This is a genomic window from Geodermatophilus sp. SYSU D00705, from assembly GCF_054050135.1.
Genome location: NZ_JBJGYT010000010.1, coordinates 1 through 21,097, shown reverse-complemented (window position 1 = coordinate 21,097; position 21,097 = coordinate 1). Strand labels below are relative to the sequence as shown.

At 75.6% G+C, this 21,097-nt stretch carries 19 protein-coding genes, 1 tRNA gene and 1 riboswitch; of the genes, 8 read left to right on the top strand and 12 right to left on the bottom strand.

What is annotated here, in order from left to right:
- Positions 1 to 25 precede the first annotated feature (25 nt).
- The gene (locus tag ACI78Q_RS10215) at positions 26 to 1,024 is read left to right on the top strand and encodes a Gfo/Idh/MocA family protein (RefSeq protein WP_456923229.1); all 999 of its coding nucleotides are present in this window, start codon (positions 26 to 28) and stop codon (positions 1,022 to 1,024) included.
- Here the strand turns inward: ACI78Q_RS10215 and ACI78Q_RS10210 are convergent.
- Positions 1,021 to 1,881: a DUF72 domain-containing protein gene (locus ACI78Q_RS10210; RefSeq protein WP_456923228.1), complete on the bottom strand. Its 861-nt coding sequence runs from the start codon at positions 1,879 to 1,881 to the stop codon at positions 1,021 to 1,023. The two genes, ACI78Q_RS10215 and ACI78Q_RS10210, sit on opposite strands and share 4 nt — an antisense overlap.
- Between ACI78Q_RS10210 and ACI78Q_RS10205 the strand changes: the two genes are divergently transcribed.
- Entirely contained in the window at positions 1,880 to 2,257 is a 378-nt protein-coding gene (locus tag ACI78Q_RS10205) for a VOC family protein (protein ID WP_456923227.1), read from the top strand. The genes ACI78Q_RS10210 and ACI78Q_RS10205 overlap by 2 nt on opposite strands.
- 163 nt (positions 2,258 to 2,420) lie before the next feature.
- On the opposite strand, the gene groL is transcribed toward ACI78Q_RS10205, so the two are convergent.
- The 3 genes from groL to thrC form a co-directional block, all read right to left on the bottom strand.
- The gene (groL, locus tag ACI78Q_RS10200) at positions 2,421 to 4,049 is read right to left on the bottom strand and encodes a chaperonin GroEL (RefSeq protein WP_456923226.1); all 1,629 of its coding nucleotides are present in this window, start codon (positions 4,047 to 4,049) and stop codon (positions 2,421 to 2,423) included.
- 285 nt (positions 4,050 to 4,334) lie between these two features.
- On the bottom strand, positions 4,335 to 4,535 hold the full coding sequence (locus ACI78Q_RS10195; RefSeq protein ID WP_091218572.1) for a cold-shock protein: 201 nt from the start codon (positions 4,533 to 4,535) through the stop codon (positions 4,335 to 4,337).
- A 202-nt stretch (positions 4,536 to 4,737) separates the two neighbouring features.
- Positions 4,738 to 6,039 carry a threonine synthase gene (gene thrC, locus ACI78Q_RS10190; protein ID WP_456923225.1) on the bottom strand — a complete coding sequence of 434 codons (1,302 nt, stop codon included), beginning with the start codon at positions 6,037 to 6,039 and terminating at the stop codon, positions 4,738 to 4,740.
- Positions 6,040 to 6,051: 12 nt separating this feature from the next.
- Positions 6,052 to 6,180: riboswitch (SAM riboswitch) on the bottom strand.
- Between the two features lie 60 nt (positions 6,181 to 6,240).
- On the opposite strand from thrC, the gene ACI78Q_RS10185 reads away from it, so the two are divergent.
- A complete protein-coding gene (locus ACI78Q_RS10185; protein ID WP_456923224.1) occupies positions 6,241 to 7,062 on the top strand; it encodes an HAD family hydrolase in 822 nt (273 codons plus the stop codon).
- Positions 7,063 to 7,104: 42 nt separating this feature from the next.
- Here ACI78Q_RS10185 and ACI78Q_RS10180 read toward each other — a convergent pair whose 3' ends face one another.
- From ACI78Q_RS10180 to ACI78Q_RS10155, 6 genes are all read right to left on the bottom strand, one after another.
- Complete coding sequence (locus ACI78Q_RS10180) at positions 7,105 to 8,019, bottom strand: ABC transporter permease (protein ID WP_456923223.1); 915 nt, start codon at positions 8,017 to 8,019, stop codon at positions 7,105 to 7,107.
- The gene (locus ACI78Q_RS10175) at positions 8,016 to 10,868 is read right to left on the bottom strand and encodes an alpha/beta fold hydrolase (RefSeq protein WP_456923222.1); all 2,853 of its coding nucleotides are present in this window, start codon (positions 10,866 to 10,868) and stop codon (positions 8,016 to 8,018) included. Before ACI78Q_RS10175 ends, ACI78Q_RS10180 begins: the two co-directional genes overlap by 4 nt.
- Before the next feature lie 110 nt (positions 10,869 to 10,978).
- Positions 10,979 to 12,154: a LytR C-terminal domain-containing protein gene (locus tag ACI78Q_RS10170; protein WP_456923221.1), complete on the bottom strand. Its 1,176-nt coding sequence runs from the start codon at positions 12,152 to 12,154 to the stop codon at positions 10,979 to 10,981.
- A 605-nt stretch (positions 12,155 to 12,759) separates the two neighbouring features.
- The gene (locus tag ACI78Q_RS10165; RefSeq protein ID WP_456923220.1) at positions 12,760 to 13,122 is read right to left on the bottom strand and encodes a DUF3263 domain-containing protein; all 363 of its coding nucleotides are present in this window, start codon (positions 13,120 to 13,122) and stop codon (positions 12,760 to 12,762) included.
- Between the two features lie 80 nt (positions 13,123 to 13,202).
- Positions 13,203 to 14,120, bottom strand: coding sequence for an EamA family transporter RarD (rarD, locus tag ACI78Q_RS10160; RefSeq protein ID WP_456923219.1), 918 nt, complete (start codon positions 14,118 to 14,120; stop codon positions 13,203 to 13,205).
- Positions 14,121 to 14,162: 42 nt separating this feature from the next.
- On the bottom strand, positions 14,163 to 14,594 hold the full coding sequence (locus ACI78Q_RS10155; RefSeq protein WP_456923218.1) for a CBS domain-containing protein: 432 nt from the start codon (positions 14,592 to 14,594) through the stop codon (positions 14,163 to 14,165).
- 84 nt (positions 14,595 to 14,678) lie between these two features.
- Here ACI78Q_RS10155 and ACI78Q_RS10150 point away from each other — a divergent pair, with 84 nt between their 5' ends.
- The 3 genes from ACI78Q_RS10150 to ACI78Q_RS10140 all read left to right on the top strand — a co-directional run bounded on the left by ACI78Q_RS10150 (position 14,679) and on the right by ACI78Q_RS10140 (position 17,166).
- A complete protein-coding gene (locus tag ACI78Q_RS10150; protein ID WP_456923217.1) occupies positions 14,679 to 15,089 on the top strand; it encodes a DUF5313 family protein in 411 nt (136 codons plus the stop codon).
- A 35-nt stretch (positions 15,090 to 15,124) separates the two neighbouring features.
- The gene (locus ACI78Q_RS10145; protein ID WP_456923216.1) at positions 15,125 to 15,538 is read left to right on the top strand and encodes a Rieske (2Fe-2S) protein; all 414 of its coding nucleotides are present in this window, start codon (positions 15,125 to 15,127) and stop codon (positions 15,536 to 15,538) included.
- 92 nt (positions 15,539 to 15,630) lie between these two features.
- Positions 15,631 to 17,166, top strand: a complete 1,536-nt coding sequence (locus ACI78Q_RS10140; RefSeq protein WP_456923215.1) for a M20/M25/M40 family metallo-hydrolase — start codon at positions 15,631 to 15,633, stop codon at positions 17,164 to 17,166.
- 50 nt (positions 17,167 to 17,216) lie between these two features.
- Here the strand turns inward: ACI78Q_RS10140 and ACI78Q_RS10135 are convergent.
- Positions 17,217 to 17,289 (bottom strand) — tRNA-Thr (locus ACI78Q_RS10135).
- 606 nt (positions 17,290 to 17,895) lie between these two features.
- The gene (locus ACI78Q_RS10130; protein ID WP_456923214.1) at positions 17,896 to 18,522 is read right to left on the bottom strand and encodes a hypothetical protein; all 627 of its coding nucleotides are present in this window, start codon (positions 18,520 to 18,522) and stop codon (positions 17,896 to 17,898) included.
- 150 nt (positions 18,523 to 18,672) lie between these two features.
- On the opposite strand from ACI78Q_RS10130, the gene ACI78Q_RS10125 reads away from it, so the two are divergent.
- Positions 18,673 to 19,449 (top strand): ABC transporter permease, encoded by a 777-nt coding sequence (locus tag ACI78Q_RS10125; protein WP_456923213.1) that lies wholly within the window; start codon positions 18,673 to 18,675, stop codon positions 19,447 to 19,449.
- Between the two features lie 105 nt (positions 19,450 to 19,554).
- Positions 19,555 to 20,922: a trypsin-like peptidase domain-containing protein gene (locus ACI78Q_RS10120; RefSeq protein WP_456923212.1), complete on the top strand. Its 1,368-nt coding sequence runs from the start codon at positions 19,555 to 19,557 to the stop codon at positions 20,920 to 20,922.
- Positions 20,923 to 21,097: the final 175 nt, after the last annotated feature.

Sequence of the window (21,097 nt, the reverse complement as noted above, 5' to 3'; positions counted from 1 at the left end):
CCCCGGCCCGGCTAGCGTCGCTCGGGTGACCGAGGAGATCCGCTGGGGCATCGTCGGACCCGGCCGCATCGCCGAGAGCGTGATGGGGGACTTCGCGCACGTGCCCGGCGCGCGGCCGGTCGCGGTGGCCTCGAGGTCGGCCGACCGTGCGGCGGCGTTCGCGCAGCGGCACGGGCTGGAGCGGGCGCACGGCTCCTACGCCGACGTCCTCACCGACCCGGACGTCGACGTCCTGTACGTGGCGACGCCGCACCCGCAGCACTCCGCGATCGCGCTGGCCGCCCTCGACGCGGGCAAGGCGCTGCTGGTGGAGAAGGCCTTCACCGCCACCACCGCGGGGGCCGCCGAGGTCGTCGACCGGGCCCGCGAACGCGGCGTCTTCGTCATGGAGGCCATGTGGACCCGGTTCCAGCCGGCGGTCGTGCGGTTGCGGGAGCTCGTGGCCGACGGCGCCATCGGCGAGGTGCGCTCGGTGCAGGCCGACCTCGGCGTGGCCCGCGACTACGACCCGCTGGACCGGCTGTTCGCCCTGGAGCTCGGCGGCGGGGCGCTGCTGGACCTCGGCGTCTACGTCGTCTCGTTCGCGCAGATGCTGCTGGGCGCCCCCGACACCGTGCACGTCGCCGGCTCGCTGTTCCCGACCGGCGCCGACGCCGAGGCCGCGCTGCTGCTGGGCTACGAGGACGGCCGCACCGCCACGCTCACCACCTCGCTGCGGTACCCGACGCCGGGCCAGGCCCGCGTCTTCGGGACGACCGGCTGGATCGACGTCCTCCCCCGCTTCCACCACCCGCGGACGATCGTGCTGCACCGCACGGGCGCCGAGCCGGAGACGATCACCCGCCCGGCGACCGGCACCGGCTACGCGCACGAGCTCGCCGAGGTGACCGAGTGCCTGCGGGCCGGCCGCACGGAGAGCACGGTGATGCCCCTGTCCGACACCCTGGCGGTGCAGGCGGTGCTGGGTGAGGCGGCCGACCGGCTGGGCATCCGGCACGCCGAGGACCGCACCGTCCTCGGCTAGGTGCCCGGCCTCGGCTGGGCCGGCGCGGGCAGGCCCGGCGTCCGCTGGTCCGGATCCCAGGCGGTGCCGAGGGCCTGGTCGGCGGTGGGCACGCGGGTCGGCGTCCCCCCGGCCCGGCGGACCGCCTCGGCGAAGTGGACGGCGTCGATGGTCGCCGCCCCGCCGGGGTCGTTGTTGAAGTACACGAGGACGTCGTCGTCCGGGCCCCAGGTGGCGGCCAGGCGGTCGGCCCACAGCTGCAGCGTGCCGGGCCGGTAGCGCCAGTCCTCCACGCCGGTGTGGAACCGCAGGTACCCCCAGTCGGTGGTGCGCCACAGCGGCGTCACCGGCTGCTCGTCTCGGTCGGCCCAGCACAGCGCGGCCCCGTAGCGCTCCAGGAGGGCACGGACCTCGTCGGTCCACCAGCTGTCGTGCCGCGGCTCGACGGCGACCCGCGTGCCGGCGGGGAACTGCGCGAGGCACTCCCGCAGCAGGTCGGGGTCGGCCCTCAGCGTGGGCGGCAACTGCAGCAGGACCGTGTCCAGGCGGTGCTCCAGGCCCTCGGCGCGGGCCATCAGCCGGGCCACCGGCTCCTCCGGCTCGCGCAGTCGCTTGACGTGGGTGAGGAACCGGCTGGCCTTGACCGCCCACCGGAAGTCCGGCGGGGTGCGCTCCCGCCAGGCGACGAAGGTGGCGTGCTCGGGCAGCCGGTAGAAGGCGTTGTTGCTCTCCACCGTCGAGAAGAACTCGGCGTAGTGCTCCAGCCACAGGCGCTGGGGCAGCTTCGGCGGGTAGAAGCGCCCACGCCAGTCGCGGTACTGCCAGCCCGACGTCCCGATGACCACCGCCACGGACAGCCGCCTACCCTGCGCGGTCATGGCCGACGCACCCGCCCGTCTCAAGGACCTCTGCCTCGACGCCCGCGACCACCAGGCCCAGGCCGACTGGTGGTGTGCCGCCCTGGGCTACGTGCGGCTGGCCGACCTCCAGCCCGGGGACTACCGGTCGCCGCGGCCCCCGGAGTGGCCGGTGCCCATCGCCGACCCCACCGGCGCGGGGCCGGTCATCTGGCTCAACCCGGTGCCCGAGGCGAAGACGGTCAAGAACCGCATGCACCTGGACGTCGTCGGCGACACCGCCGCGCTCGTGGCGGCCGGCGCCACCCTGCTGCGGGCCAAGGACGACGAGGTCGCGTGGGACGTGCTCGCCGACCCGGAGGGCAACGAGTTCTGCTGCTTCGCCGCGGAAGGCTGAGGCCCCCTCCGCGAGATCGGCGATCTCGTGGCGATCAGCCCCACCGGACCCACGAGATCGGCGATCTCGTGGGTTCCACAGGCGGTCCGGAACGCCGACAGGGGCGGCCCGCCGAAGCGGACCGCCCCTGCCGGGCAGTGCTGGTACTACGCGAGGGCGGGACTCAGAAGTCCATGCCGCCCATGCCGCCGTCGGCGCCCGGCATGGCCGGAGCGGCCTTCTCCGGCTTGTCGGCGATGACGGCCTCGGTGGTGAGGAAGAGCGCCGCGATGGAGGCGGCGTTCTGCAGCGCCGAGCGGGTCACCTTGGCGGGGTCGATGATCCCGTTGGCGACCAGGTCCACGTACTCGCCGGAGGCGGCGTTGAGGCCCCAGCCGGTGTCGGAGTTGCGCACCTTCTCCGCGACGACGCCACCCTCGAGGCCGGCGTTGACGGCGATCTGCTTCAGCGGCGCCTCGAGCGCGACGCGCACGATGTTGGCACCGGTGGCCTCGTCACCCTCGAGCTCGAGCTTGTCGAACGCGACGGCGGTGGCCTGCGCCAGGGCGACGCCACCACCGGCGACGATGCCCTCCTCGACGGCGGCCTTGGCGTTGCGCACCGCGTCCTCGATGCGGTGCTTGCGCTCCTTGAGCTCGACCTCGGTCGCGGCACCGGCCTTGATGACGGCGACGCCACCGGCCAGCTTGGCCAGGCGCTCCTGCAGCTTCTCGCGGTCGTAGTCGGAGTCCGACTTCTCGATCTCGGCGCGGATCTGGTTGACCCGGCCGGCGATCTGGTCGCTGTCGCCGGCGCCCTCGACGATCGTCGTCTCGTCCTTGGTGACGACGACCTTGCGGGCGCGGCCCAGCAGCTCGGTGCCGGCGGACTCCAGCTTGAGGCCGACCTCCTCGCTGATGACCTGGCCACCGGTGAGGATGGCGATGTCGGTCAGCATGGCCTTGCGGCGGTCACCGAAGCCGGGGGCCTTCACCGCGAGGGACTTGAAGGTGCCGCGGATCTTGTTGACCACCAGGGTCGCCAGGGCCTCGCCCTCGACGTCCTCGGCGATGATCGCCAGCGGCTTGCCCGACTGCATGACCTTCTCCAGCAGCGGGAGCAGGTCCTTCACCGAGCTGATCTTGCTGTTGACGACGAGCACGTACGGGTCGTCGAGGACGGCCTCCATGCGCTCGGCGTCGGTGACGAAGTAGGGCGAGATGTAGCCCTTGTCGAAGCGCATGCCCTCGGTGAGCTCGAGCTCGAGCCCGAAGGTGTTGCTCTCCTCGACGGTGATGACGCCTTCCTTGCCGACCTTGTCCATCGCCTCGGCGATGAGCTCGCCGATGGCCGGGTCAGCGGCGGAGATCGACGCGGTGGCGGCGATCTGCTCCTTGGTCTCGACGTCCTTGGCGGTCGAGAGGAGGTACTCGGTGACCGACTCGACGGCCTTCTCGATGCCCTTCTTCAGGGCCATCGGGTTGGCGCCGGCGGCGACGTTGCGCAGACCCTCGCGGACGAGCGCCTGGGCCAGCACGGTGGCGGTGGTGGTGCCGTCACCGGCGACGTCGTCGGTCTTCTTGGCGACCTCCTTGACCAGCTCGGCGCCGATCTTCTCCCACGGGTCCTCGAGCTCGATCTCCTTGGCGATGCTCACACCATCGTTGGTGATGGTGGGGGCACCCCACTTCTTCTCGAGGACGACGTTGCGGCCCTTGGGGCCGAGGGTCACCTTGACGGCGTCGGCGAGGGTGTTCATGCCCCGCTCGAGGCCGCGGCGAGCCTCTTCCTCGAAGGCGATCATCTTGGCCATGTGGTGATGTCCTCCATGCATGGATCGCTGCACGGCCGGGTTCGGCGCCCGCGACGGACGACACCGGTGGTGCGGGCACTCCGTCGGCCCGCGCACCAGCGCCTCACCGCATCCGACCTGATTGGCACTCGGCACTGTCGAGTGCCAATCGAGAGTCTGGCACTCGCCCCTGCCGAGTGCAAGAACGGGTGGGGAGGAGGCCGCTGTTCCCGCGGATCCGGGAGGACGACGGAGGCCCGGTCCCCCCGCAGGGTGACCGGGCCTCCGTGTGTCTCGCGGTGGTTCTCAGGCGACGCGGACGGCGTCGGCCTGCGGACCCTTCTCGCCCTGGACGACCTCGAAGGTGACCCGCTGGCCCTCGTCGAGGCTCTTGTACCCGTCCATCTGGATGGCCGAGTAGTGGACGAAGACGTCCTGGCCGCCGTCGACGGCGATGAAGCCGAAGCCCTTCTCGGCGTTGAACCACTTCACGGTGCCCTGTGCCACGTGTGCTCCCACGTTTCGTGCGTGCGGACGACCCCCGCGAACCAGGAGGCCGGGTCTAGCTCTTCCGCCCGCCGAACACGAACGTGGAACTGAAACCGCGGGAGAACGTACAGCACGAAACGCGTGGTGAGAGCAAACTCACGCACGCGTCACCCCGGATCGGGGGACACCCACCGACCCGGACGGTGCCGACCCTACGCGGTCAGCCGATGAGGCCCGCGGCCCGCACCGACTTCAGCGAGGGCTCGACGACGTGCGTCGGCCCCACCACCGGCTCGAGCGGGTCGAGGGTCTTGAGGCCCTCGCCGGTGTTGAGGACGACGGTCTCCTTGGCCGGGTCCAGCCGGCCGTCCTCGACCAGCTGGCGCAGCACCGCGACGGTGACCCCGCCGGCGGTCTCGGCGAAGACGCCGGTGGTGCGGGCCAGGTCGCGGATGCCCTGGACGATCTGCTCGTCACCGACCCGGCCCACCGATCCGCCGGTGCGGCGGATGGCGTCGAGGGCGTAGGGGCCGTCGGCGGGGTTGCCGATGTTCAGCGACTTCGCGATGCCGGTCGGCTTCACCGGCTTGACGACGTCCCACCCGTTGTCGAAGGCGGTGGCGATCGGGTCGCAGCCGGCCGACTGGGCGCCGAAGATCGTCCACTCGGAGGCCTCGACGATGCCGGCGGCGGTGAGCTCGCGGAAGGCCTTGTCCACCTTGGTCAGCAGCGACCCGGACGCCATGGGGATGACCACCTGGGCCGGGATCCGCCAGCCGAGCTGCTCGGCGATCTCGTACCCCATCGTCTTGGAGCCCTCGGCGTAGTAGGGCCGGACGTTCTGGTTGACGAACGCGGTGTCCTCGAACTCGTCGGTCTCGGCGAGCTCGCTGGTCAGCCGGTTGACGTCGTCGTAGGAGCCCTCGACGGCGACCAGCGTCTGGCCGTAGACGGCGGACTGCACCACCTTGCCCGGCTCCAGGTCGGCGGGGATGAAGACGAACGAGGGCAGCCCCACGCGGGCGGCGTGCGCGGCGACCGAGTTGGCCAGGTTGCCCGTGGAGGCAGCGGCGATCTTGGTGTAGCCCAGCTTCTTGGCGGCGGTGGCGGCGAGGCTGACCACGCGGTCCTTGAACGAGTGAGTGGGGTTGGCGGAGTCGTCCTTCACCCAGAGCCCGCCGGTGAGGCCGAGCTCGGCGGCGAGCCGGTCGGCGCGCACCAGCGGGGTCAGGCCCGGGTCCAGCGAGACGCGCGAGGCCGGGTCGTGGCCCACCGGCAGCAGGGCGACGTAGCGCCAGATGTTCTGCGGGCCGGCCTCGATCTGCTCCCGGGTGACCGCCCGCATCACCGCCGGGTCGTAGTCGACCTCGAGCGGGCCGAAGCACTCGGCGCAGGCGTGCTCGGCGATCAGGCCGAAGGTGGCGCCGCAGTTGCGACACACCAGCCCGCGGGCGGGGTTCTGCGGGATCGGGCCACCGCCGGACGAGTCGGCCTGGACGGAACCGGGAGCGGTCAGGGTCATGCGACGACTACCTCCTCATCTTCCCCACCCCGGGCCGTCGAGCCGGGTGGGACGGAATTGGCACCTTCCGCTGTGCGAGCGCACAGGCGGCGGTTGCCGGGGCTTCGTCGGGCCGTGTCCCTCTGCCCCTCTGGATGAGTGGAACGCCGTCGACTCTACCCACGTGGGCGGCGCCCCAGGGGGCCGGGCCAGGATGGGCCGGTGAGCACGCGCGTCGTCTACACCGACCTCGACGGCACGATGGTCGGCCCGCGGGGCTCCTTCTGGCACACCGCGAGCCGCGACCTCACCGCCTCGCCGGCCACCGCGCTGCTCGACCTGCACCGCGCCGGGGTGGAGTTGGTGCTGGTGAGCGGGCGGACCTACGAGCAGGTCGTGGAGGCGGCGCGGATCTTCGCCGCGGACGGCGCGATCGCCGAGCTCGGCTCGGTGGTCAGCTGGGACGCCGGGCGCAGCGTGCACCACCTCACCGGCGACCTGCCCGCGGAGTACGCCGACCAGGCCCCGATGGACGTGATGGAGCGGCTGGGCGTGGTCGACACGCTGCTGGCCCGCCACGCCGGCCGGCTGGAGTGGCACGCGCCCTGGCACACCACCCACCGCACCGACGCGCTGCTGCGGGGCCGGGTCGACCCGCTGGCGGTGGACGCCGAGCTGGCCGCGATGGGAGCCGGTTGGCTGACGCTGAAGGACAACGGCTCGATCCCGGCGACGGGCCGCATGACCCTGGCGCCCGAGGCGCTGCCGCCGCGGGTCTACCACCTGATGCCGCGCGGCATCTCCAAGGGCGCGGCGATCGCCTGGGACCTCGAGCGCCGCGGCCTCACCCCCGCCGACGCGGTGGCGATCGGCGACAGCGTGAGCGACCTGGAGATGGCGCCGGCGGTGGAGCGGTTGTGGATCACCGCGAACGGGGCCACGGTCGACGGGATGGCCGACCTGCTGGCCGCCGTCCCCAACGTGACCGTCACCGACGCGCCGATGGGCGAGGGCTGGGCCCAGGCCGTCCGCGCGAGCCTCTAGCGGAGGCTGGGAGCGCAGGTTTCCTGCGCTCCCAGCCTCCGCTCAAGAGGTGACGTCGCGGCGGGCGAAGTGGCGGAAGGCCAGCGCCGTGAAGACCGCCGCGTAGACCAGCGACTGGACGACGCCGCGGAAGAGGTCCCCGGAGTCGACCGGGGTCTGCAGCAGGTCGGTCCAGGCGAACTCCTCCGCCGTGGGGAACCAGTCCCGGATCGAGCCCAGCTGCTCCACCTGGTCGAGGATCGCGAAGACGAACATCGTGAACACCGCGCCCCCGACGGCGGCCAGCGGGGCGTCGGTGATCGTGGAGAACCAGAACGCCAGGGTGCCCACGACCAGCAGGTGGACGGCGAGGTACCCGACCATGCCGGCCAGCCGCAGCAGCCCCTCCCCCTGCGGCAGGGTCACCCCGACCGGGGTCTGGATGGCCTCGAACCCGAACGCGATGCCGCCGGCGACCAGCCCGACCAGGACGAGGGTCAGCAGGGCGCCGACCGACAGCACCAGCGCCGCGTACCACTTCTGCCGGAGCAGCCGCATGCGCGGCACCGGGGTGGCCAGCGTGTAGCGCAACGACCCCCACTGCGCCTCGGCGGCCACGGTGTCGCCGAAGAACAGCGCGTAGACGACGACCAGGAAGAAGCTCGTCGTCGCGAAGAGCACGAACAGGGTGAAGTTCAGCCCGCTGGACGTGGCGACGTCGACCAGGTTGAGCCGGTCGTTCTCCGCGGCCTCCTCGCTGGCGCCCAGCTGCAGGGCGGCGATGAGGACCAGCGGCAGCGCCACCATGAGGGCGAGGACGCCGATGGTGCGCCGCCGCTTGAACTGCCGCCGCAGCTCGACCGACAGCCGCAGGGTGCGCTCGGGCCGGTAGCCGGCCACCGCCCCGGTGGGCTGCACGTGGCCCTCGGCCGGGACGGCCGCCCGGGCCAGGTCCTCCGCCGCTCGCTGCGTCGTCATGACTCCCCCACCAGCGCCAGGAAGGCGTCCTCGAGCCGACGGCGCGGCGTGAACTGGTCGACCTCGATCCCCTCGGCCACCAGCGCCTGCAGGGCCCGTGCCCGGCTGGTGCCGTCCAGCTCGGCCACCAGCCCCTCGTCGGTGCGGCCGGCGGTCACCCCGGGCAGCGCCTCCAGGGCGGCGATCGCCCGGTCGGTGTCGGCGTCGTCGGCCAGGCCGACGAGCACCGCGCCACCGACGCCGACGATCTCCTCGACCGTCCCCTGCGCGATCTTCTGCCCCTTGGCCATGACGACGACGTGGCTGCAGGTCTGCTCGATCTCGCTGAGCAGGTGGCTGGAGACGATCACCGTGCGGCCGGTCGCGGCGTAGGAGCGCAGCACCTCGCGCATGGCGTGGATCTGGGGCGGGTCCAGCCCGTTGGTCGGTTCGTCGAGCACCAGCAGGTCCGGCAGGCCGAGCATCGCCTGGGCGATCGCGACCCGCTGGCGCATGCCCTGGCTGTAGCGGCGGACCGGGCGGTCGATGGCCGCGCCGAGGCCGGCGACCTCGATCGCCTCCTCCATGTGCGCGTCCTCCGCCGGCCGGCCGGTGGCCGCCCAGTACAGGCGCAGGTTGTCCCGGCCGGACAGGTGCGGCTGCAGGCCGGTGCCCTCGACGAAGGAGCCCAGCCGGGAGAGCACCGGCGCGCCGGGCCCGGCCGCGTGGCCGAAGACGCTGATCCGCCCCTCGGTGGGCCGGATCAGGCCCATGAGCATGCGCAGCGACGTCGTCTTGCCGGCGCCGTTGGGGCCGAGCAGGCCGAGCACCTGGCCGCGGCGCACCTCGAAGGAGAGGTCGCGGACGGCGACGAAGCCGTCCTTGTAGGCCTTGGTGACGCCGGTGAACCGCAGCGGCACGTCCTCACCGTCGGGCTCGACCGCCGAGACGCGGCGGCGCCGGCGGCGGCCCCACAGCACCGCCGCCACCCAGCCGAGCAGGCCGAGCCCCGCGAGCACGCCCAGCAGCACCCACCAGCGCGACGTGCCGCCGACGCCGTCGGCCTGCGCCTGGACCTGCGGGACGGCGAGCGCCGCGCCGTCCCCGCCGGCCAGCGCGACCGAGTAGACGGCCGACTCCGCCGGCAGGGCGAACGCCTGGTCGGTGGAGGAGACCACCAGGCGCATCGTGTGCCCGGCCTCGAAGCGGTGCACGATCCCCGGCAGGGTCACCGGCACCGTGGTCGGCGCGGTGGGGTCGGCCGAGAGGCCGGTCAGCGCCAGCGGCGCGACCAGCCCCGACGGCAGCGTCATGCCGCCGTCGGGGCCGACGTCGTAGAGCTTCGCGAACAGCGTGGCGGTGCCCGAGGGCGCCGCGACGGCGAGGTCGACGGTGGCCGCGCCGACGACCTCCACCGCCTCGTCCAGCGGCCGGCTGTCGAAGGCGGCGGCCTGGCCGGGGATCTCGATGGTCGTGCCGCCGAGCGCCGCGGTCACCGCACCGAGCCCCGGGTAGGTGGTCAGCGCCGACGGCGACCCGCCGGCCGGGGTGACGACGGGCTGCACGCCGCCGTCCAGGGCGACCGGGAGACGGTCGGCGGCGGCCGAGCCGCTCAGCCCCGGGTAGCGGTCGGCGGTGACGGTCTGCGATCCGCCCTGGACGGTCAGGCCGCTGCCCACGCCGGTCGGCTCGGGGAACTCGAAGCCGGTGCCGGGGTCGGGGCCGCGGGCGGGGTCGTCGCCGTCGCGCAGGTGCCGGTCGAACCAGCCGGCCACCTGCTCGCGCAGCCGCTCGGTCGTGCGCTCCGATGCCTGCGCGTCGTGGCCGCCGGCGTACCAGACGACCTTGACCGGGGCGCCGGTGGCGGCGATGCCGCGGGCGTTGGCGTCGGCCTGGTCGAGGCCGAACAGCGAGTCGCGGGTGCCCTGCACCAGCAGGGTGGGCACGTCGATGCGGTCGAGCACGGTCGCGGGGCTGCTGCGGTCCAGCGCGGCGGCGATCTCCGGCGTCAGCGTGCCCGTCGCCGCGGCGGTCTGGTAGGCGGCGCAGATGTCGGCGCGGAACCGCCCGCAGGTCAGCAGCTGCTGCACCGCGGCCGGGTCGGCCGAGGCGGGGTCCACCGGCAGCGCCGTCGTCCCGGCGTCCGCCGGGGCGCCGTCCGCCGCCGCGTCGTCGCCGCCGAGCGCGGCGGCCAGGCCACCGGACGGGGCGCCGCCGATGCTGAAGAACAGGCCGGCCCAGACCCGCTTGAACACGCCGGCGTCCGTGCTGGCGGGGGTGGCGGCGACCGTGCCGGCGTCGTCCTGCCCGACCTGCGAGGGGAACAGCGCGGTGGTCAGGGAGTTCCAGGTGATCTGCGGGGCGATGGCGTCGACGCGGTCGTCGTAGGCGGCGCCGAGCAGGGCCAGCGCCCCGCCGTAGGAACCGCCCGCGACGCCGACGCGCGGGTCGCCGTCCCCGTCGAGGAGGACGTCGTCGCGCTCGGCCAGCCGGTCGAGCAGCGTGGAGAGGTCGGCGACCTCGAAGCGCGGGTCGTTCAGCCCGATCTGGCCGGTGCTGGTCCCGAACCCGCGCGCGGAGTACGTGAGGACGACGTAGCCCCGGCCGGCGAGGTCGCGGGCGTCGTCGGCGACGGAGTCCTTGCTGCCGCCGAAGCCGTGCGCGAGGACGACGGCCGGCGCGGGCTCGTCCGCGGTCGCGGAGGCCGGCACGTAGAGGGTGGTGTCGAGCTCGACGGCGTCCGCACCCGCGCCCGAGGGGACCCGCGCCTCCTCGGTGCTGACGTCCTCCGCCGCGGCGGCCGGCGCGGCCGGTGCGGCGACGAGCAGGATGCCGGAGAGCAGCGGGGTGAGCAGGGCGGCGAGCGTCACGCGGGCGCCGGAGCGCGGGCAGGGACGCGCGGGCCCGCGGAGGGGACGCACGGAGCGGCCAACGGACGGTGGCGTCCCGGTGTTCCGGGACGGCGCGCCGCGCAGCCGCCTCAGGGCCGCCACTCGCCGGTGGTGACCACCACGAGGCCGGGGACGGCGACGTCCGGTACCTCGAAGAAGCGCTCCACCGGCCCGGTGATCTGCGGGAACTGCTCGACCAGCTGGACGGCGGCCTGCCGCTGGGTCTCGTCGCCCTTGGTGAAGTAGACGGTGGTGACCGCGACGTCGCCGCCCTGGTACTGCCCCACCCCCGGCGACTCCCAGCCCTGCGCCCCGAGCGCCGCGGCGACGTCGGCGGCCAGGCCGGTGACGCCCGTGGCGTTGAGGACCGTGACGGGGGCGCGCACCGGATCGGCCGGGGCGGCGTCGGCCGGCGGCAGCGGCGCGACCTCCAGCGGCGGGAGGGCCGAGCTCGGCGCGGCGGGGGCGGCCGTCGACGAGGGGGCGGCCGAGGCGGTCCGGTCGGTCGAGGTCTCCTGCGGGTCCGAGCCCGCGAAGGAGTAGACGCCGAGCACGAGCAGCGCCACGACGGCCACGGCGAGCAGGCCGGCGGCGGCGCGGCGCACCCCCGAGCCGCGGCGGCCCTCGCCGTCGGCGTCGTCGAGGCGGGCGGCGGTCGACCCGCCGCCGCTGCGGCGGGCGGCCTTGCGGCGCTCGGCCTCGGCGGCCTGACGCTCGGCGCGGAAGGCGGCCCGGCCGCCCACCACACCGGTGTCGGTGCCGGTGTCCGGGCCCCGGTGGCGGTCGGTGTCGGCCTGCGGGCCACGCTCGTCGTCGGCCCGGTCGCGACGGTCGGCGTTGCGGTCGGGGATGGCCTCGGTGGCCGGCGCGGGGGTCCGGCCGGCCCCGCTCCCGGCCTGCTCCCGGACCGGGTTCCGGTCGGGGATGGCCTCGGTGGCCGGCGGCGGTGCGGCGTCCCGGGTGCGGGACGGGCTGGTCCAGTCGCGGTAGCCGGGCGCGGCGTCGGACGGGCCGGAGGCCGCGGCCGGCCGGTCGCCCCGGGACGGCCGCGGGGACGACGGCTCGACGGGGTCGGCGTCGGCGGGGTGGCCGGTCGGCGCGGCGGGACGGCGCTCCGCCCGCTCCTCACGCGGCCGGCCGGCCGGGGACGCCGGCTCGTCCGGGGAGGGGTCGGGCCGGGGGACCGCCTGGAACGGCGCGACCGTGGTGCGCGGCGCCGCGGGGGCGGCGGGTGCCGACGCCGCCGGCGGCAGGGGCAGCCGCACGCGGGTCTCCGGCGCCGGCTCGGCCGGCCGGGGGCGGGCCGGCGGGGGCGCCGGACGCGCCGGGGCCGCTGCGCGCGCCGCCGCGGGGGTGGCGCCGGAGCGTCCCGCGGCCGGACCCGGGAGCGGTGCGGCGGGAGGACCGGCCGGCGCGGCGGCGGACCGGCCGGCAAGGGGGGCAGCGGACCGGGTGGCGGCCGGAGGGGCGGCGGGCCGGCCGACGACCGGGCCGCCGCCGGGACGCCCGGACGCCGGCGGAGCCGCGGGACGGCCGGAGGCCGGCGGAGCCGCGGGACGGCCGGAGAACGGGGCGGCCGCGGGGCGGCCGGAGGCCGGAGGGGTGACACCCGGGGCAGCAGCCGCCGCCGTGGGCAGCGGCCGGGACGGCGGGCGGCGGCGGCCCGGGTCCTCCCCTGCGTCGAGGAGGCCCTCACGCCGGCGGTCGGCGCGGCTGCGGCCCGGCGTCGTGGGGTGGTCGCTCAGGTCCGGCTCGGCCGCCACCGGGGGTGGCGGGCCGTCCGTACGGCGTCGCCCGTGGGGGACCGGGGCGGTCCCCCGGTCCGATATGTCACTGCCTGACGCGGCGTGCCTGCCCACGGTGACCAAATCTAAACGGCGGAGCCCCTGTTGCCCAGGACGTGGGACGAACGACGCTGTCCCCGTGCGTCCCGCAGCCGGCGCAGGCGGCGGACGAGCAGGGGATCGGCCTCCAGCGCGGCGGGCCGGTCGACCAGGGCGTTGAGCACCTGGTAGTAGCGCGTCGGCGCGAGCCCGAACCGCTCTCGGATCGCCGTCTCCTTGGCACCGGGCCGTCGCCACCACTGCCGCTCGAAGGTCAGCATCTCGTGCTCGCGCCGGGTCAGGGCGCCGGCGGGGACCGGCGCCGGCTCCGTGGGAGGCGCTTCGGGTGTGGGAGGGGGCGGCACCTCGCCCCCCGGCGGGGAGACCGCGGGAGCTGGTTCGGCAGACATCGGACGTCCTTCTCCGGTGGTGGTGAGAACTCGACGGTAGCCCCGCCCACCGACATCCCGGGACCCGGACCGGCGCGCCGTCAGACCGGTGCGACCGCCGCCTCGGCGGCCCGCCGGCGGCTGCCCGCGCGGGCCTGCCGGAGGCTGTCGACGGTGAACACGGCCAGGGCGATCCAGACGATGACGAAGCCCGCGAGCCGGGCCGGCGGCATCGGCTCGTGGTAGACGAACACGCCGATCGCCAGCTGCATCAGCGGCGTGACGTACTGCAGCAGCCCCACCGTCGACAGCGGGATGCGGCGGGTGGCCGCGGCGAACAGCAGCAGCGGGATCGCGGTCGCGACCCCCGAGCTCATCAGCAGCAGCAGGTGACCGACGCCCGCGGAGCCGGCGGTCCCCTCCCCCTGCGCGTGCAGGACGGCGAGCACCACCGCCGCCGGGACGGCGACCAGCGCCGTCTCCACGAACAGCCCGGGCGCCGCCTCCACCCGGACCACCTTCTTCATCAGCCCGTAGAGGCCGAAGCTGACCGCCAGGGCCAAGGCGATCCACGGCGGGCGCCCGTAGTCGACGGTGAGCACGGCCACCGCGACCGCGGCGATGCCGACCGCCGTCCACTGCAGCGGCCGCAGCCGCTCGCTGAACACGACGACCCCGAGCAGGACGCTGACCAGCGGGTTGATGAAGTAGCCGAGCGAGGTCTCGACGACGTGGCCGGAGTTGACCGCGTAGACGAACACCAGCCAGTTGACGGCGATCAGCAGCGCCGCGCCGAGCAGCACCAACAGCGAGCGCCGGTCGGTGGACACCGCACGGACGTGCGACCAGCGGCCGACGACGGTCAGCAGGCCGGCGACGAACAGCAGCGACCACAGCACGCGGTGCGCCACGATCTCCAGCCCGCCGGCCGGCTCCAGCAGGGGGAAGTACAGGGGGAACAGCCCCCACATGCCGTAGGCGGCCAGCCCGGAGGCGACCCCCGAACGCCGCTCGTCCACCGGGGAACCGTACGCCGGGGGCCGCCCGCGGTGCGGCAGCCCTCAGGAGGTCTGGATGTAGTCGACGAGCTGGGCGCGCTCGTTCTCCAGCTCGTCCAGGCGCGCCTTGACGACGTCCCCGATGGACACGATGCCCACGAGCCGGCCGCCGTCGACGACCGGCACGTGGCGGACGCGGTGGTCGGTCATGGTGCGGGCGAGTTCCTCGACCCCGGCTCCCGGGGCGCAGGTGTGCACGTCGGCGGTCATGACGCTGGAGACGGGGTCGGTGAGCAGTCCGGCCCCGCGCTCGTGCAGGGCGCGGACGACGTCGCGCTCGGACACGATGCCGTCGACGGAGCGCCCGTCGGCGGAGACGACGAGGGCACCGACGCCGTGCTCGGCGAGCAGCGCGAGCGCCGTGCGGATGCTGGCGGAGGCCTCGACGGTGGCGACGTGGGCGCCCTTGCGGCGGAGCAGCTGGGTGATGTGCACGGGACCTCCCCGGGCGAGACGGCGGGAGCAGTGTGCTCCTGGCCACAAGTCCCCGGCAACGCCGCCGAGGCCTACCGTCGAGGTGTGCCCATCCGGTCCACCCAGCGCCGCCCCACCCCGCTGCAGTGGGTGCGGTACGCGCTCGGGGCCGGGCTGCCCGCGGAGCTGGCGCCGTGGGTGCTCGCCGACACCACCGAGCGGGGCTGGGTCCGCCGCCACCTCACCCGCGCCCTCGTCCAGCTGCTGCCGGTGCTCCTCCTCTGCCTGACGGTGGTGGCGGTGCCGCTGGCCTACCGGCTCTCGGCCGCGGCCGGCGGCCTGCTGCTGGGGTTGTTCTTCTCCCTCGCCTTCATGACCGAGACCATCGAGCACCGGGTGGCCAAGGCCGGCTACCCGGCCGGGACGGCGGCGAGGTTGCGCGCCGAGCGCGCCGAGCGGGAGCAGCGGGAGCGCCGCTCCCCCTACCGCCGGGACGGCGCCGGCAGCTTCGACTGACGGGCCGCGCCGGCCGCGTGGGGGACGATCCCGCGGTGAGCCCGCCCGCCTGCCCGTCCCGCCGCACCCTCCTCACCGCCACCGGCGCCGGCCTCGGCGTCCTCGCGCTGGCCGCGTGCGGAGGAGCCGAGGCCCGCGCGGTGGCCGACACGGGCAGCGGCACCGTCCTGGCGCGGCTGGAGGAGGTGCCCGAGGAGGGCGCCCTGGAGCTGGCCCTGGGCGACCGCCACGTGCTGCTGGTGCGTGCCGGGGACGCGGTGGCCGCGTACGACGCCGAGTGCCCGCACCAGGGCTGCACGGTGCGCCCGACCCGCGGCGGCCGGCTGGTCTGCCCCTGCCACGGTTCCGCGTTCGACCCGGTCGACGGCGGGGTGCTGCAGGGTCCGGCCACCGTCCCGCTGGCCCCCGTCGACGTGGTCGTGACCGGCGGCGAGGTGCGGCTGGCCTGAGGGCCACCCGGTTGACGGACGTGACGTGGGTCACGGATGGTGCTGGTGGCTGCGGAACGCCGTTCCGACCCGCCCCGGACAGAGGAGCCTCCGTGCACCCATCCCTCCGGCGCCGCTGCGCCGCACCGGTCCTGCTCGCCCTCGTCTCCCCCGCGCTCGTCGCCTCGCCCGCCGGGGCCGCCGACGGGCCGGACACCTCCGCGCTGCGCGACGCGGTCACCGTGGAGGGGGTCGCCGAGCACCTCGAGGCGTTCCAGCAGATCGCCAAGGACAACGACGGCACCCGCGCCAGCGGCACGCCCGGGTTCGACGCCTCCGGCGACTACGTCGCCGACCGCCTCCTGGACGCCGGCTACCGGGTGACCGAGCAGGAGTTCGCCTTCCCCTACTTCGAGCAGACCGCCCCGGCGACGTTCGTGCGCACGGCGCCCACCGAGCGGGCCTACACGGCGGAGGACTTCGCCGTCGCCCAGTACTCGGGCTCGGGCACCGCCTCGGCCCCCGTGCAGGCGGTGACCGACAACCTGGTCCCGCCGCCACCGGAGCCCAACAGCTCGACCGCCGGCTGCCAGGCCGAGGACTACGCCGGCTTCGTGCCCGGCAACATCGCGCTGGTCCAGCGCGGCACCTGCACCTTCGGGGAGAAGGCCACCGTGGCGGCGGCCGCGGGGGCGAGCGCGCTGATCATCTTCAACGAGGGCCAGCAGGGCCGCACCGAGGTGCTGCAGGGCACGCTCGGCGGCCCGCTGCCCGCGGAGGCGGCCATCCCGGTGGTCGGCACCAGCTACGCCGTCGGCGAGGAGTTGACCACCCTCCTGGGCGCCGGCGAGGTGCGCGCGGACATCACCACCTCGACCGTGTCCGAGCAGCGCACCACCTCCAACTACCTCGCCGACACCCGGACCGGCCGCACCGACGAGGTCGTCGTCGTCGGCGCCCACCTGGACTCGGTGACCGCCGGCCCCGGCATCAACGACAACGGCACCGGGTCGGCCACCGTCCTGGAGATCGCCGAGCAGTTCGCCGAGCTCGGCATCGAGCCGCGCAACGCCGTCCGCTTCGCGTTCTGGGGCGCCGAGGAGTCCGGCCTGCTGGGCTCCACGCACTACGTCGCGGGCCTGACCGAGCAGCAACGGGCCGACATCGCCCTGAACCTGAACTTCGACATGCTGGGCAGCCCCAACTTCGCCCGCTTCGTCTACGACGGGGACGCCTCGGACACCCCCACGGCCGGGCCGGCGGGCAGTGCCGACATCGAGCGGGTCTTCCTCGACCACTTCGCCTCCGTGGGCCTGGCGACCGCGCCGAGCGCGTTCAACGGCCGGTCGGACTACGGGCCGTTCATCGCCCAGGGGATCCCGGCCGGCGGCCTCTTCTCCGGCGCTGAGGGGGTCAAGACCGAGGAGCAGGTCGCGCTCTTCGGCGGGACGGCGGGCGTCGCGTACGACGCCTGCTACCACCAGGCCTGCGACGACATCGCGAACGTCAACCTGGAGGCACTGGGCCAGCTCGGGGACGGCGCGGCCCACGCGGCGCTGTGGTTCGCCCAGGCCGAGACCCCGCCCGCAGCGGACCCGGGCGCCGGCGGGGCGGCCGGCGGCGGCTCCTCCGGGCACCCGGACCGCTGACGCCGGCCGGCGGTGGGGGTGCCCAGCGGCACCCCCGCCGCCGGTGCGTGAGCCGACGAGGGGACTCGAACCCCTAACCGCCCGATTACAAGTCGGGTGCGCTACCAGTTGCGCCACGCCGGCGGGTCACGGGGACGGACCCCGGCACCCAGGATAAGGACACCGCAGGGGACATCCCCGGCGGCACGGTCGGGACGCCGGCCGGGTCTGCTCCCGCGGTGTCGTGCGCGCCCTTGCGGTGGTGCACCACCGCGAGACCCGCAGCGGCACCGCAGGACCACCGGGGCCCCGGTCCGCGAAGCGGAGCCCCCGCCACGCGCAGTGGTGCACGCCCGGTGCTGGACGCCGCCGGAGCTGGGTCGTTCCGTGGTCCGTGCGCAGGTGCGGGACGGCGCTCCAGCCGGTGGGCGCCCCACTCGGGCCGGCACGTGGCGGGTGCCGCGAGGGAACGGGGTGGGTGCGATGGTGGAGGTCCGGCCGCCGGCAGGGCGACACCGACCGGGGGCGACGTGGGTCGATCGCGCCGCCGGCGAGCGTGCGTGGCGTCGCGCAGCCGAACTGCAGGCAGACGCCCGCGCGTGCCAGGAACGCGCCGAGGCGCTGCGCCGGCAGTTCGAGGCCCGCCGACGGCGGACGACGGCCGCCCGGCCGGGTGAGGACGGGCGGGACGCCGGAGGCGGCGGACCGGCCGGCGGTGGAGCTCTGGTGGACGGCGGCGCCCGTGACGGTTCAGGCGGCCGGGTCGCCGTGCCGGAGGTGGACGGCGGGGTCGCTGCCCGGTAGCGGGACGGCCGCCATCCAGCGGGCGAACCCGGCCGGGTCACGGCGCTCCAACTCGTCGAGGGTCTCCTGGCGGCGGGCCACGATCGCCTGCCGGGCCGCCGCGTCGAGGGGACCGGCCAGCGCGGCGGTCGTCCGGACCCACTCGCGGCCCAGGTCGCCGGTGGACAGCGCCGTCACCGGCGACGACGTCACCACGGGCGGCCCGGGCGGCTGCACCCGGCGCACCGGGGGTCGGCTGCGCACCATCCACACCGTGAGGCCGGCCGTGACGCCGACGCCCGCGACCAGCAGCGTGAGGAGGGCGCCGCCGAGCGCCGCGGTACCGGAGAGCACGAGGAGCACCACGACGGTGGCCACGGCCGCCTGCCACGCGGCCGCCACCGTCCTGCGACGGTCCTGGTGGGAGGACTCCCGCACGATGCCGGCCGCGAGGCACCCGGAGACCACCGCGGCGATACCGATGGCGGCCAGACCCGTCGGGGGCAGCGCGAGGCCACCGACCACGACGAAGCCGGTGGCGGCGACGAGGCCGACCCCCAGCAGGAGACGGGCGAGAGGTCCGCGGATGGGCACGGGGCAGCCTCCAGGACGCAGGCCGGACACAGGGGCGGGCGCCGCCCCCGAGCAGCGACCCGAGCCGCCCCTACCCAGATAACAGGCGGCTTGCACGCACGGTGGTGGCCGTGTCTACCAGCAGGCACCCGCCGGGCAGGATCGGCGCCCGTGGGTTCCTCCGTCGTCGACCTCGGCCCCCGGCTGGCCGTGGTCCTCGGCCTGCTCACCGCCCTGGCGGCCGTGGCGGGCCGGGTCTCGGGCCTCGGCCAGGACCGGCCGGTCGTCGTGGCCGCGCTGCGGGCGACGGTGCAGCTCGGCGTCGTCTCCGCCGTCCTGCTGGCCGTGGTCGGCTCGCTGCCGCTGTCGGTGGCCTTCGTGCTGCTGATGCTCGGCGTCGCGGCGGCCACGGCGGCGGGCCGGGCCACCGGGCTGCCGGTCCGCGCGCCCGGCGCGCTGCGCCGGGTGGGCACCGCCGCCCTGCCGGTGGCGGTCGGGGCGGCGCCGGTGATCGCCCTGGTGCTGGTCAGCGGCGGCGTGCCGCTGCGCGGCGAAGCGGTGATCCCGATCGCCGGCATCCTCATCGGGGGCGCGATGACGGCGACCTCGCTGGCCGGCCGCCGGCTGCGGGAGGAGCTCACCTCCCGGCGCGGCGAGGTGGAGGCGGCACTGGCGCTGGGCCTGCTGCGGCGGGACGCCGTCCTCGAGATCGGCCGCCCCGCCGCGTCGACCGCCCTCGTCCCGCCGCTGGACCAGACCCGCACCGTGGGACTGGTCACACTCCCGGGCGCGTTCGTCGGCGTCCTGCTCGGCGGTGGCAGCCCGCTGGAGGCCGGCGCCGCCCAGCTCCTGGTGCTCGTCGGCCTGCTCGCCGCGCAGGTCGTGGCCGTGTGGACGGTGACCGAACTCGTCGCGCGGGGCCGGCTGCTGGCCGACGTCCCCCGGTAGCGACGTCCAGCGACCTCACAGCGAGTCACCAGCAGCGGGGCAGCAGCGGGGCCGACAGTGGTCTGCGAGGGCAGCGGACCGCTGCTCGTGAGGAGGACTCGGACAGTGAGCGACTACGGCACCCCCCGCCCGGCGCCCGGCACGTGGGCGCCCCCGTCGGCGTGGCAGCCGGCCGGAGGACAGCCAGGCGCCACGCACACCGCGACGCACCCCGGCCCCGGCCAGCCGGCCGCACCGCAGCACGGCGCCGCGTACCCCGGCGTGGGCTACCCGCCCGCCGGGCAGCCGGTCCCCGGCCAGCCCGGCGGCCCGGGCGGCCCGGACGGCACCGCGCAGTTCCCCCCGGCCGGGCCCGCCCCCGAGCGGGGCCGGCGCTCCGGCAGCTGGCGGATGGGCATCGCCGGCCTGGTCGCCGGCGCCCTGATCGGTGGTGGCGCCGGTGCCGGCGTCGCCGTCCTCGCCGACGGCCCGGACGGCGGCGGCGGGTCGGTCGCCGCCCAGAACGTCACGATCACCAACCCGGAGACGGCCACCGCGGTCACCGCCGCGGCGGCCAAGGCGGCCCCCAGCGTGGTGACGGTCTACGTCACCGGCGCGTCGGGCTCCGGCAGCGGCTCCGGGGTCGTGCTCACCGACGACGGCTACGTGCTCACCAACAACCACGTGGTGAGCCTCGACGGCTCCGGCGGGCAGGCCACGGTCTCGGTGCGCACCTCCGACGGCACGCTGCACGACGCGACCGTCGTCGGCACCAACGCCGTCTACGACGTCGCGGTGCTCGACGTGGACGGCGTCTCGAACCTGACCCCCGCCACCTTCGCCGACTCCGACGACGTCCAGGTCGGCGACCTGGCGGTCGCGATCGGCGCCCCGCTGGGCCTGTCGGACACCGTGACCGACGGGATCATCAGCGCCACCGGCCGGGCCGTGGCCACCGGCTCCACCGAGGGCGACGCCACGGTCATCGACGCGCTGCAGACCGACGCGGCGATCAACCCGGGCAACTCCGGCGGCGCGCTGGTCAACGGCGCCGGTGAGGTCATCGGCATCAACACCGCGATCGCCACGGTGGCCTCCGGCGGCCCCGGCGGGCAGTCGGAGAGCGGCAGCATCGGGGTCGGCTTCGCCATCCCCGGCAACACCGCCCACCGGATCGCCGAGGAGATCATCCAGAACGGCTCCGCGGAGACGACCTACCTCGGCGTCAGCGCGCAGACCGCGGCCGCCGACGGCAACAGCGAGATCGGCACCGGCGCGCAGGTCGTCCGGGTCGAGCCCGGCACCCCCGCGGCCGACGCCGGGCTGCAGGCCGGCGACGTCATCACCGCCGTCGGCGACCGGGTGGTCACCACCTCCACCGAGCTGACCGCCGTGGTCCGCAGCGGGACGCCGGGAGACCGGGTGAGCCTGACGGTGCAGCGCGGCCAGCAGACCGACACGGTCGACGTGACGCTCGGCAGCACCACGGGCTGACCTGCCCGTGGACGGGGACGGCGGTGGGGTGCCTAGGCTGGGGGGGGGGGGGGGCCCCCCCCCCCCCCCCCCCCCCCCCCCCCCCCCCCCCCCCCCCCCCCCGCCCCCCCCCCCCCCCCCCCCCCCACCCCCCCCGGTCCTGGCAGGGTGGGGGTGTGAGTTCAGTCGCGGGGCT